Origin of the sequence: Pseudomonas sp. DWRC2-2 (assembly GCF_049897885.1) — a bacterium.
Lineage (GTDB): Bacteria > Pseudomonadota > Gammaproteobacteria > Pseudomonadales > Pseudomonadaceae > Aquipseudomonas > Aquipseudomonas azotoformans_A.
This window is the reverse complement of sequence record NZ_JAFCXD010000013.1, coordinates 1-12363: the sequence shown is the minus strand read 5'-3', so window position 1 is coordinate 12363 and position 12363 is coordinate 1. Positions and strand designations below refer to the sequence as shown.

Genomic DNA, 12363 nt, shown 5'->3' with positions numbered 1-12363 from the left:
TTTTTGCGTTCAGATCAGCACACTCAGCCAGGTCGAACCCAGCAGAAGCAGGGCCATGCACCGGTTGAAGTGCTGCATGGCGTTTGGCGAGCGCAGAAGCCGGCTCGACCCCGCACCCAACACCGCCCAGGCCCCGAGGCACGGCAGTGCTATCAGGAAAAACACCAGGGACAGCACCAGCACCTGGCTCTGGCGTTCTGCACCGTGACCCGCGAATACACTGACCACGGCCAGCGCCATCATCCAGGTCTTGGGATTGATGAATTGCAAGCCGGCGGCGCCGCGCAAGCCCAGTCGCTTGTGTGTTGACTGCACTTCTACGGCCGCTGCGGGCGCGCTGAAAATCTGCCACGCGAGATAGCTCAACCAGGCCACACCGGCCCATTGCATGGCACTCTGTACCCTGGGCAACTGCACCAGTGACTGGCCGATGCCCGAGCCCACCAGCAGCACAATGCCCGCCGCGCCCATGCAAGCCCCCAGAATGATCGGCAACGCGGCCTTGAAGCCGTAGCGTGCGCTGTTGCTGAACACCAGGATATTGGTGGGGCCTGGGGTGATGGATGCGACAAAGGCAAACAGGATAAATGGCAGCATGGCGGGTGACTCCGAACAATCAATCGATGGAGTCGATCTTCACAAGCCCGCGGGTGGCCTGTCTGGAAGATTTGAGCAGCGCTTGCGGTACGCCGCAGGCGTCAACCCATAGGCGCGCACGAACCAGCGGCCCATGTGGCTCTGGTCGGCAAAACCCAGGGCAATCGCCACATCTGCCGGTTGTTCGCCCTTGGCCAGCAAATGCCGGGCGCGGGCCAGGCGCAGTTGCACCAGATAGGCGTGGGGCGGCAGGCCAAACGCGCTCTTGAACGCACGGGTCAGGCGGAAGCGGTCGACGCCACACGCAAGCGCCAGTTCGTCCATGCCCACATCAAACTGCAAATGAGCGTGCAGGTATTCCCGTGCCTTGTGTGCCACCAAGGGCAATCGCGGGTCGTCGCGGTAGCGGGTGCGCCAGTAGAGTTGGCCGGTGAGGCGCTCCAGCAACTGGTCCATGGCGCGCTGGCGCACGATGCGCAGTTCGCCGCTGTGCAGGGTCTGGAAGGCTTGGCTGGTGGCCAGGGCCAGGCGTGGGTCGCTGGTCAAGGTGCTGGCGAAACTCAACTGGCTGTCCAGCGGCGCCTCTTCGAACACCGCACTGACTTCCCGCGCCAACCAGTGCGGGTCGAGGTAGAGCATGTGGTAGGTGAAACCGTCTGCGGTGGGCGCGTCACCGTCATGCAGTTCACCGGGCTCCACCAGAAACACCTGGCCCGGTACGCTATTGTGGCGCGTGCGGCGGCAGTTGAATTGCTGCACGCCTTGTTCGGTGACGCCGATCAGGTAGCTGTCGTGCCAGTGAGGGTCGTAGGCGTGGCCTTCAAAATGCGCGCGCAGGGTCTCGATGCCAGTGTCGGCGTCCTGGGACAGGTCGATCCAGTTGTGCGCGGCCATAAAACACCGAGGCGGGCTTAGTGAAGCTATTAGCGCCCAGCGCGTGCCGGGCGTCTAGAAGGTTTGTGCAGCGTCAACCGAACAGCCCGGCGGCGATATTGATTGAGAACCCCAGGATGGCGGTGTTGAACAGAAAGCCGATCAATGATTGCCCCAGCACCACTTTGCGCATGCCACGGGTGGCGACGCCCACGTCGGAGGTCTGCACCGCCACGCCGATGGTGAAGGAAAAGTACAGGAAGTCCCAGTAATTGGGGGTGGTCAGGCCCTCGGCAAAGCGCAACGCCGGTTCCTTGCCGTCCCAGGTGTAATACAAACGAGCGTAGTGCACGCTGAAAATCACCCCGATCAGCAGCCAAGAACCGATCACGGTCAGCCCGGTGAAACCGTAGTGCAGCAGGCGTTCCGAGGTCGCCAGGTCTTTGCTGCCCACCAGTTCGAAGGTGATGGTCGCCAAACTGGCAATCGCGGCGATGCATACCGTGAACAGCACCAGGCCGGCGTTTTCATCTTCGACCTCGGCGATGCGTTTGACGTCTTCGGCCTTGGCGCGGCGGGTCAGCCACAGCATCAGCACCAGGTAGGTCCAGACGCCGGCGTTCCAGCCAATGAGGATTTTGCTGACGAGGGTGTCGGCCGGCACCAGGATGCCCACGGCAATCCCGAACACGGCGGCGGCGGAAAGGCGGGGGTGGGTGCGGGCTAGAAACGACATAGGTGCTCACAACGCAGGCGGTTGTGAGCACCATAGCATCACTCGGTCTTGTGGCGCTTGCGCACCAGCTTCATGACCACCACGAAGAACACCGGCACAAACACCACCGCCAGGGTTGCGGTGATCATCCCGCCGATCACCCCCGTACCAATCGCCTGCTGGCTGGCCGAGCTGGCACCGGTGGCAATCGCCAGGGGCACCACGCCAAGGATGAACGCCAGGGACGTCATGATGATCGGCCGCAGGCGCAAGCGCGCGGCTTTCAAGGTGGCGGTGACCAGGTCTTCGCCCTGGTCATACAGGTCTTTGGCGAACTCGATGATCAGGATCGCGTTCTTCGCCGAGAGGCCGATGATGGTGATCAGGCCGACCTTGAAGAACACATCGTTGGGCATGCCGCGCAAGCTCACCGCGATGACCGCGCCGAGTACACCGAGCGGCACTACCAGCAACACCGAGGTCGGGATCGACCAGCTTTCGTACAACGCCGCCAGGCACAGGAACACGATCAGCAGCGACAAGCCCAGCAGCAAGGGCGCCTGGGAACCGGACAAGCGTTCCTGCAACGACAAACCGGTCCATTCCTGGCCCAAACCGGCCGGCAACTGGCTGACCAGACGCTGGATCTCGTCCATTGCCTCACCGGTGCTGTGCCCCGGGGCCGCTTCGCCGGAAATCGCGATAGCCGGGTAGCCGTTGTAGCGGGTCAGCTGCGTCGGGCCCTGGGTCCATTTGGCTTCGACAAACGACGACAGCGGCACCATCTTGCCCGCATTGTTACGCACGTTGATTTTCATCAAGTCCGCCACCTGGCTGCGCTGGTCGCCTTCGGCCTGCACCACCACCCGCTGCATGCGGCCCTGGTTGGGGAAGTCGTTGATGTAGGCCGAACCGATGGCCGAGGACAGCACATTGCCCACGTCCGCAAAAGACACGCCCAACGCGTTGGCCTGCTTGCGGTCCACTTCCAGCTGCACTTGCGGGGCTTCGGCCAGGGCACTTTCGCGCACGTTGGCCAGGATCGGGCTTTTCTCGGCGGCGGCCAGCAATTCGGTACGCGCCGCCATCAGCGCGGCATGGCCGACGCCACCGCGGTCTTGCAGGCGGAACTCGAAACCACTGGAGGTGCCCAGGCCATCCACCGGCGGCGGCAGCACCGCGTAGGCAATTGCATCCTTAAGCTCGCTGAAGGCCATGTTGGCGCGGTCGGCAATCGACGACGCCGAATCATCACTGCTGCGCTCGGACCAATCCTTGAGCGTGGTAAACGCCAGCGCGGCGTTCTGCCCGGAACCGGAGAAGCTGAAGCCCATGATCATGGTGGTGTCGCCCACCCCAGGCTCCTCGGCGTTGTGCGCTTCGATCTGCTCGGCCACCTGCACCGTGCGGTTCTTGCTCGCGCCGGGTGGCAACTGGATGTCGGTGATGGTGTAGCCCTGGTCTTCCACCGGCAGGAAGGAGGAGGGCAGGCGGCTGAACATCCAGCCCAGGCCTACCAGCAACACCAGGTAGATCAGCAGGTAGCGGCCGCTGCGCTTGAGGGCGTAGGCCACCCAGCCTTCATAGCGGTCGGTGAGGCTTTCAAAGCGTTGGTTGAACCAGCCGAAGAAACCGCCCTTGGCATGGTGCTCGCCCTTGGCGATCGGCTTGAGCAAGGTGGCGCACAGAGCCGGGGTCAAGGTCAGGGCGAGGAATGCCGAGAACAGGATCGAGGTCGCCATCGACAACGAGAACTGTTGGTAGATCACCCCCACCGAACCGGCCATGAACGCCATCGGCAGGAACACCGCGACCAGCACCAGGGTAATGCCGATGATGGCCCCGGTGATCTGGCCCATGGCCTTTTTCGTCGCCTCCTTGGGCGACAAGCCCTCGGTCGCCATGATGCGCTCGACGTTCTCCACCACCACAATGGCGTCGTCCACCAGAATGCCGATGGCCAGCACCATGCCGAACATGGTCAGTACGTTGATCGAGAAGCCCAGCAGTAACATGGTGGCGAAGGTGCCCATCAGGGCAATCGGCACCACCAGCGTCGGGATCAAGGTGTAGCGCACGTTCTGCAGGAACAGGAACATCACCGCAAACACCAGCGCCATCGCTTCGAGCAGGGTGTAGACCACCTTGGTGATCGAGACCTTGACGAACGGCGAGGTGTCGTACGGGATCTTGTATTCCACATTGGCCGGGAAGTAGCGCGACAGCTCGTCCATCTTCGCCCGCACCAGCGTCGCGGTGTTCAGCGCGTTGGCGCCCGGCGACAGCTGCACGCTGACGGCGGTGGACGGCTTGCCGTTCAGGCGGGTGGAGAACTGGTATTCCTGGCTGCCGACTTCAACCCGCGCCACGTCGCCGATGCGTACGGTGGAACCGTCCGGGTTGGCCTTGAGCACGATGTCGGCAAACTCGGCAGGCGTCGAAAGCTGGCCCTTGACCAGGATCGCGGCGGTGATTTCCTGGGTGTTGGTGCCCGGCAGATCACCGATGCTCCCGGCCGAAACCTGGGCGTTCTGCGCGCTGATCGCGGCGCTCACGTCGGCCGGCGTCAGGTTGAAACCGATCAGTTTCTGCGGGTCGATCCAGATGCGCATGGCGCGCTCGGCGCCATACAGCTGGGCCTTGCCCACACCGTCGAGGCGCTTGAGTTCGTTCATCACGTTGCGGGCCAGGTAATCACTGAGCGCTACGTCATCGAGCTTGCCGTCGTTGGAGGTGAGGGTCACCAGCAGCAGGAAGCCGGCGGAGACCTTCTCCACCTGCAAGCCTTGCTGGGTCACCGCCTGGGGCAGGCGCGGCTCCACCGCTTTGAGGCGGTTCTGCACGTCCACCTGGGCCATTTCCGGGTTGGTGCCCGGCTGGAAGGTGGCGGTGATGGTGGCCGAACCGAGGCTGCTCTGGGACTCGAAATACAGCAAGTGATCGGCGCCGTTGAGCTCCTGCTCGATCAGGCTCACCACGCTTTCATCCAGGGTCTGCGCCGACGCACCGGGGTACACCGCGTAGATCTCGACTTTCGGCGGCGCGACGTTGGGGTACTGCGCCACCGGCAACTGTGGGATCGCCAGCAAGCCGGCCAGCAGGATAAACAGGGCGACCACCCAGGCGAAGATCGGGCGGTCAATAAAGAACTGCGGCATGGCGGGTTATTCCTTTACGAGCGGGCTGTCGTCCACTTCAACTTTTTCACCGGGGCGCGCGTGTTGCAGGCCTTCGACGATGATGCGGTCACCGGGCTTGAGGCCGCTGCTGACGATCCAGCGATCATTGATCACCGCGCCCAGCTCTACCGGCTGCTGGCTCACGGTCTGCTCGGCGTCCAGCAGCAGCACCATCGGGATACCGGCGCTGTCGCGGGTGATGGCGCGTTGCGGCACGCTGATGCCTTGTTTGTCGACGGCCTGTTCCAGGCGCACGCGCACAAAGCTGCCGGGCAGCAGGTCGAGGTCCGGGTTGGGGAACTCGCTGCGCAGGATGATTTGCCCGGTGCCAGGGTCGACACTGATCTCGGCGAACAGCAACTTGCCCGGCAACGGGTAGAGGCTGCCGTCGTCCTCGATCAGCGTCGCCTTGGCCTGGTCCTGGCCGACCTGCTTCAAGCTGCCGGCGCGGAAGGCGCGACGCAGGTCGTTCAGCTCGCGGGTGGACTGCGTCAGGTCAGCGTGGATCGGGTCCAGTTGCTGGATGAGCGCCAGCGGCGTGGCCTCGTTCTGCCCCACCAACGCGCCTTCGGTGACCAGCGCACGGCCGATGCGCCCTGAAATCGGCGCGGTCACGGTGGCGTAGCCCAGGTTCAAGCGGGCGCGTTCGACGGCGGCTTTGTTGGCGGCGACTTCGGCGGCGGTCTGGCGCACGGCGGCGCGGGCGTTGTCGTAGTCCTGGCCGCTGATGGCATTGCCTTCCACCAATTGGCTGTAGCGCTGCTCCTGCAGGCGCGCCTTGAAGGCATCGGCCTCGGCCTTGCTCAGGTTGGCCTGGGCGCTGTCGAGGTCGGCCTTGAACGGCGCGGGATCGATGCGAAACAGCACGTCGCCCTGTTTCACGTCATGGCCTTCCTTGAACACCCGTTGTATGACCACACCGGCGACCCGTGCGCGCACTTCGGCGATACGCGGCGCGGCAATGCGGCCGCTGAGTTCGCTGGTGATGGCCAAGGGTTTGGCTTCAAGGGTTTCGACGCGCACTTTGGCCAGGGGCATCTGCGGTGCTTCGGCGGCGGAGTCGCCACACGCGCTCAGGGCCAGGGTGAGGGCCAGCAGGCAAAATGGCGCAAACAGATTCTTCGACATGCTCTTATCCCAATATTGACTGGCGCATCCTAAAGTCACCTGCGCCTTGGTGCTGTGAAGCTGTGTAGCTCGTCTGTGAAGAAATGTAAGGTGCGGCGCGCGGGGCGCCGGGGGCGTATATCCTTGCACAATCCTGCAACACACCAACAAACCGCATTATTTGGAAACACCATGCCCAACATCCTCCTGGTGGAAGACGACGCCGCACTCTCCGAGCTGATTGCCAGCTACCTGGAACGCAATGGCTACCACGTCAGCGTGCTCAGCCGTGGCGACCACGTCCGTGAACGCGCGCGCCTGAACCCGCCGGACCTGGTGATCCTCGACCTGATGTTGCCCGGCCTAGATGGCCTGCAAGTCTGCCGGCTGTTGCGCGCCGACTCGGCGGGGCTGCCGATCCTGATGCTCACTGCCCGTGATGACAGCCACGACCAGGTGTTGGGCCTGGAAATGGGCGCCGACGACTACGTGACCAAGCCCTGCGAGCCGCGTGTATTGCTGGCGCGGGTACGCACCTTGTTACGGCGCAGCAGTTTGTCCGAACCCCAGGTGGCCAATGATCAGATCATCATGGGCAACCTGTGCATCGACCTGTCGGAGCGCACCGTGACCTGGCGCGAGCAGCCGGTGGAGTTGTCCAGCGGCGAATATAACCTGTTGGTGGTGCTGGCGCGGCATGCGGGAGAGGTATTGAGTCGCGACCAGATCCTGCAACGCCTGCGCGGCATCGAGTTCAATGGCACCGACCGTTCGGTGGACGTGGCCATCTCCAAGCTGCGCCGCAAGTTCGACGACAACGCCGGCGAAGCGCGCAAGATCAAGACGGTGTGGGGCAAGGGTTACCTGTTCAGTCGTTCCGAGTGGGAATGCTGAGCCATGTTTCGAGTACTGCTGCGGCTTTACCTGATCACCATCGTCACCTACAGCATGGCGATCTACCTGATCCCCTCGCTGGTGATCCAGCTGTTCGAACACCGCTACATGAACTACAACATCGAGCAGACCCGCGGCCAGCAGAAGCTGATCGTCAAGCAATACCTGCGGGCGCCGGTGGAGCGCTGGTCACAGGTGACCGAGCAACTGGGCCGCGACTTTGCGCCGCTGAAAGTGCAATTGCTGCTGCGCCAGGACGCCAGCTACACCCCGGCGGAAGAACAACTGCTGGAGCAGGGCAAGTCCGTCGTGCGCCTGGGGGAGTGGGGCTGGATGACCGAAATCAGCTCGCCGATCAACGAGCAGTTCGTGGTCAAGCTGACCATACCGCCCGACCCACTGGACATGAACGTGCTGTACTGGGCGATCAATGTGTTGATCGTCGCCGCATTGCTGGCCTGCCTGCTGATGTGGCTGCGCCCCCACTGGCGCGACCTGGAGCGCCTGAAAAGCACGGCCGCCCAATTGGGCCGGGGCAATCTGAGCGAGCGCACCCACATTCCCCCAAGCTCCAACATCGGCAGCCTGGCCACGGTGTTCGACACCATGGCCGACGACATCGAACACCTGCTCAACCAACAGCGCGACCTGCTCAATGCGGTTTCCCACGAACTGCGTACGCCGCTCACGCGCCTGGATTTCGGCCTGGCCCTGGCGTTGTCAGAAGACCTGCCCGAAGCCAGCCGCGAGCGCCTGCAAAGTCTGGTCGCGCATATCCGCGAGCTGGATGAGCTGGTGCTGGAGTTGCTGTCCTACAGCCGCCTGCAAAACCCGGCGCAACTGCCGGAGCGGGTCGAGGTGGTCCTCGATGAGTTCATCGACAGCGTACTGGGCAGCGTCGATGACGAACTGGAAAACCCCGAGATCGTCATCGATGTGGCGCTCGACTGCGCTGTGGAGCGCTTCAGCCTCGACCCGCGTCTGACCGCCCGCGCCTTGCAGAACCTGTTGCGCAATGCCACGCGTTACTGCGACAAGCGCATCCAGGTCGGTGTGAAGGTGTGCGCCGAGGGCTGTGAAATCTGGGTGGACGACGACGGTATCGGCATCCCTGTGGACCAGCGCGAGCGCATCTTCGAGCCGTTCTACCGCCTGGACCGCAGCCGCGACCGCGCCACCGGCGGTTTTGGGCTGGGCCTGGCCATCAGCCGACGCGCCCTGGAAGCCCAGGGCGGCAGCTTGACGGCGTTGGCTTCGCCGCTGGGCGGTGCACGGTTTCGCGTGTGGTTGCCCACCGTCGCCTGATCAGAGCACCTTGACCGCGCGGCCGATTGCCTGGATCGGCCCAGTGGGTTTGCCGGTCGGCGAACCGCGCGGGTCTTCCAGGGTCAGCTCGAACAGCTGGTTCTGGGTGAGCGGCGGCAGCTTGTCCAACGGCACCGAGAGCGTCTGCCCGGGCTTGACCAGGCCCAGGGACACCGGCCCCTGCCAGCCGTCGCCTTTGGTCCAGAACTGCAGGGCCTTGTCGGACGGTACTTCCATCACCCCCAAGGGAATCAACTGAATCTGCTGGTCATTGCGCGCCTGGATCACCCAGCCCGGTGCCTGGCTTTGCGGCGCCACCAGCACCACCACAAAGGTCGGGTCGGCAGTGGGCGGCCGGGTCAGTAGCAACCCGGCCAGCACCAGCGTGGTCAAAAACCCCGCACCGGCCAGGCCGCGCCATACGGCCAGCAGGTCCCACCAGTGCGTGCGGGCGCTGGCAATGTTGCGTTCGATACGCCGCCACAGCTCGGATGAGGGCGGCACCGGCTCCGCCAAGGCGGTCAGCGGCAACAGGCGCTGCTCCCAGGCGTCCACCGCAGCGCGCAGTTCGGCGTCGTGCTTCAGGCGTTGTTCGACGTCGGCGCGTTGTTCGCCGGGCAGGGTGCCCAGCACGTATTCGCTGGCCAGTTCGTCCAGTGGGTTGCTCATGCCATGCACTCCCGCAGCGCGGCGAGGCTACGTTTGATCCAGGCCTTGACGGTCCCCAGCGGGGTGTCGAGTTTCTGGGCGATTTCGCTGTGGGAATAACCGTCGACATAAGCATGCAGGATGCACGTGCGACGGGCCGGGTCGAGTTGCTCCAGGCAGGTGTGAACTTGCCCGGAGCGTGCGCTGAATTCAAAGGTTTCGGGTGCAGCGACTTGTTCGTGCTCGTCGCCCAACGGGATTTCGCGGTAATGGTTACGTACGATATTGAGCGCCAGGTGCCGGGTCACGCTGAACACCCAGCCACGGGCCGAGCCGCGACTGGGGTCAAAACTGCCGGCACCGCGCCAGATCTTGATAAACGCATCATGCACGATGTCTTCGGCCAGGGATTTGTCCCTGGCGATGCGCATCGCCACGCCGAGCAAATGGCTGCTTTCCTGCTCATACAGCTGGCGTAAGGCGCGTTGATCGCCGCGGGCGCAGGCCTGCAGACAGGCTTCGTAATCAAACACGGATGGCTACCCCCCAATGATCGGCATGGGGGGCAGCGTAGCCGACTTTACTCAGTTGGCCGCCCAGAAGATGTAATCCGCCTGGTACTTCACCACTTCCTGCTTGCCTTTGTTGGCCGCCGTGCACTCGCTGCTCGGCGCTACGCCACCCTTGAGGGCCACGCGCTGGATGTAGCTCACGCCGCTCATCGCGCCCTTGCCTTCGGCGGGGTTGGCCTTGACCAGTTGATACGGCAGGTTGCCCGCGCCCGACGGCGCCACGGCCAATTGGGTGCCGGTGACTTTCGAACCATCCTTGGCCTGCCAGGTGGCCGGTGGGCCGAAGTAGGTGCCGACTTGCTTGCCGCTGCGGTCATTCAACACCGCCTTGGGCCCGACGAAGGTCCACTCGGTCTGGCCGGCGGCGTTGGCCTTGTCGCGGCATTCGTAGGTGATTTCGCCGACGCCGGTGGTTTCCATCGCCACCTTATGGCCGTCCGGCACCTTGATACTGTCCGGCAAGCCGGTCTGGGCGAAGGCTGCGGGGGCGGCGGCGAGCAGGGCAGTGAGGCAGAACAGTGTTTTAGCGTTCATGGGTACTTCTCCATTTCAGTCAAACAGCGGGGGTTCTGAAAGGACTACCCAGGGCCTGCGCGATTGGATGCAGCGATTAGAAAATAAAAGTGAGAGGGCGCACACTGTGCCCCCGCTTTACCCGAGGAGAGATTGGCAATGACTGGTGTTCACACGTCTGCTCAACGAGGTTTCTCGACCCAGGCCGTCACCTACGCCCAAGGCCGGCCGGACTATCCTAGACAACTCACGGGCTGGCTCGCCGACACACTGCACATTGACACGCATGCCAGTGTGATTGACCTGGGCGCCGGCACTGGCAAATTCACCCGCTTGCTCAGCACCCTGGCGCCGACCTTGATTGCCGTCGAGCCGGTGGCGGCGATGGGCGCGCAGTTGACCAAGCTGCTGCCGGATGTGCGCCTGGTCAATGGCACGGCTGAATCCATCCCACTGCCGACTGCCAGCGCCGACGCGGTGGTGTGCGCCCAGGCATTTCACTGGTTTTCCACCGAGGCCGCGCTGGCGGAAATCCATCGCGTGCTCAAGCCCGAGGGTCGACTGTGCCTGGTGTGGAATGTGCGGGATGAGTCGGTGGATTGGGTCGCCGCCATCACCGCCATCATTACCCCGTACGAGGGCGACACGCCGCGTTTTCATACGGGACGTTGGCGTGAGGCCTTCACTGGCGAGTATTTTTCCGAGCCTGAAATGACCTGTTTTCCCTACAGCCATGTGGGCAGCCCTCAGGAGGTGATCATGGACCGCTTCCTCTCTGTGAGCTTTATCGCCGCACTGCCGGATGCGGCCAAGGCGGTCGTGACCGCGCAACTCCAGGTGTTGATTGACACGCATCCGGCATTGAAGGGGCGTGACACGGTTGCCTTTCCGTATCAGACCCAGGCGTATGTCTGTCATCGACTGAGTTAAAAGGCATAAAGTCAGATCATATTGATATAAGTCGTTATAAGAAAAATCGCTATCCTGCGGCCAGAAATTTATAAGGCCGCAGGTAGCTGGAATGGATGTGGGTAATTTTGGTTTTGTGGTAGCTGGCCTGATCGTTGGTTTTATCGTGGGGATGACCGGCGTGGGCGGGGGCTCTTTGATGACCCCGATCCTGTTGTGGTTTGGTATCAATCCGGCTACCGCCGTGGGCACTGACCTGTTGTATGCCGCCATTACCAAGTCGGGTGGGGTGTTGGTACACAGCAAGAACAAGAATATCGATTGGACCATTACTGGCTGGTTGACCCTGGGCAGCGTGCCCGCGGTGCTGTTGACCTTGTGGTTTCTGGCCAGTTTGCATACTGACCCTAGCGTGATGAATGCGGTGATCAAGCAGGCGCTTGGGGTGGTGTTGCTGTTGACGGCTTTGGCGATTCTGTTCAAGAAGAGCCTGTTGGCGTTTGCCCAGCGGCATGCGGGTGATAGCTATCACATGAGCCCGCGTAATTTGAATGTGTTGACGGTGGTGACCGGCGCGATCCTCGGGACCATGGTGGCGCTGACGTCCATCGGCGCTGGGGCCTTGGGTACGGTGGCGTTGTTTATTTTGTATCCGTTTCTGGCGACTCGGCGGTTGGTGGGGACTGAGATTGCGCATGCTGTGCCGTTGACCCTGGTGGCGGGGTTGGGGCATGCGAGCATGGGGAATATGGATTGGCATTTGTTGGGGTTTTTGTTGATGGGGTCGTTGCCGGGGATCTATGTGGGTAGCCATATGACGGGCAAGTTGCCGGATGCGGTTTTGCGGCCTTGCTTGGCGGTTATGTTGATGGCCATTGGTTATAAGTTGGCGTTTTGATTTGGGGGCATATCCTTTATTTAGGTAACGGCCGCTTATGGTTCCGCTCTTACAGCGGGTCACTTTTGGAAGGACCCAAAAGTAACCAAAAGGTCCTCGCCCCAACACTCGGCACCTCGCCTAGGCTCGGTGTGCCCTCACTCCGGCTTGAAT

At 62.8% G+C, this 12363-nt stretch carries 12 protein-coding genes; 4 read left to right on the top strand and 8 right to left on the bottom strand.

Going from position 1 to position 12363, the window contains the following annotated elements; genetic code table 11:
* Positions 1-9: 9 nt before the first annotated feature.
* The 5 genes from ACP7EW_RS30105 to ACP7EW_RS30085 form a co-directional block, all read right to left on the bottom strand.
* Positions 10-597, bottom strand: coding sequence for a LysE family translocator (locus ACP7EW_RS30105; protein ID WP_426221724.1), 588 nt, complete (start codon positions 595-597; stop codon positions 10-12).
* A gap of 39 nt (positions 598-636) precedes the next feature.
* The gene (locus tag ACP7EW_RS30100; protein ID WP_426221723.1) at positions 637-1491 is read right to left on the bottom strand and encodes an AraC family ligand binding domain-containing protein; all 855 of its coding nucleotides are present in this window, start codon (positions 1489-1491) and stop codon (positions 637-639) included.
* 73 nt (positions 1492-1564) lie between these two features.
* Entirely contained in the window at positions 1565-2206 is a 642-nt protein-coding gene (locus tag ACP7EW_RS30095) for a DUF1345 domain-containing protein (RefSeq protein WP_061436673.1), read from the bottom strand.
* Between the two features lie 38 nt (positions 2207-2244).
* Positions 2245-5343 (bottom strand): multidrug efflux RND transporter permease subunit, encoded by a 3099-nt coding sequence (locus ACP7EW_RS30090; protein WP_426221722.1) that lies wholly within the window; start codon positions 5341-5343, stop codon positions 2245-2247.
* A 6-nt stretch (positions 5344-5349) separates the two neighbouring features.
* Positions 5350-6492, bottom strand: coding sequence for an efflux RND transporter periplasmic adaptor subunit (locus tag ACP7EW_RS30085; RefSeq protein WP_426221721.1), 1143 nt, complete (start codon positions 6490-6492; stop codon positions 5350-5352).
* A 171-nt stretch (positions 6493-6663) separates the two neighbouring features.
* On the opposite strand from ACP7EW_RS30085, the gene ACP7EW_RS30080 reads away from it, so the two are divergent.
* Both ACP7EW_RS30080 and ACP7EW_RS30075 read left to right on the top strand, forming a co-directional pair.
* Positions 6664-7365, top strand: coding sequence for a response regulator transcription factor (locus ACP7EW_RS30080; RefSeq protein WP_010210801.1), 702 nt, complete (start codon positions 6664-6666; stop codon positions 7363-7365).
* Between the two features lie 3 nt (positions 7366-7368).
* Complete coding sequence (locus ACP7EW_RS30075; protein WP_426221720.1) at positions 7369-8670, top strand: ATP-binding protein; 1302 nt, start codon at positions 7369-7371, stop codon at positions 8668-8670.
* Here the strand turns inward: ACP7EW_RS30075 and ACP7EW_RS30070 are convergent, their stop codons facing one another.
* From ACP7EW_RS30070 to ACP7EW_RS30060, 3 genes are read right to left on the bottom strand one after another with little or no spacing between them, the layout of a single operon-like run.
* The gene (locus tag ACP7EW_RS30070; RefSeq protein WP_426221719.1) at positions 8671-9339 is read right to left on the bottom strand and encodes an anti-sigma factor; all 669 of its coding nucleotides are present in this window, start codon (positions 9337-9339) and stop codon (positions 8671-8673) included.
* Positions 9336-9851: a sigma-70 family RNA polymerase sigma factor gene (locus ACP7EW_RS30065; protein WP_426221718.1), complete on the bottom strand. Its 516-nt coding sequence runs from the start codon at positions 9849-9851 to the stop codon at positions 9336-9338. The genes ACP7EW_RS30070 and ACP7EW_RS30065 overlap by 4 nt, the downstream gene beginning before the upstream one ends.
* 51 nt (positions 9852-9902) lie before the next feature.
* Positions 9903-10424: a DUF3455 domain-containing protein gene (locus tag ACP7EW_RS30060; RefSeq protein WP_038848534.1), complete on the bottom strand. Its 522-nt coding sequence runs from the start codon at positions 10422-10424 to the stop codon at positions 9903-9905.
* A 138-nt stretch (positions 10425-10562) separates the two neighbouring features.
* Between ACP7EW_RS30060 and ACP7EW_RS30055 the strand changes: the two genes are divergently transcribed.
* Together ACP7EW_RS30055 and ACP7EW_RS30050 are read left to right on the top strand one after the other, a co-directional pair.
* Positions 10563-11333, top strand: coding sequence for a class I SAM-dependent methyltransferase (locus ACP7EW_RS30055; protein ID WP_426221717.1), 771 nt, complete (start codon positions 10563-10565; stop codon positions 11331-11333).
* 91 nt (positions 11334-11424) lie between these two features.
* Positions 11425-12210, top strand: a complete 786-nt coding sequence (locus tag ACP7EW_RS30050) for a sulfite exporter TauE/SafE family protein (protein ID WP_061436680.1) — start codon at positions 11425-11427, stop codon at positions 12208-12210.
* Positions 12211-12363 lie beyond the last annotated feature (153 nt).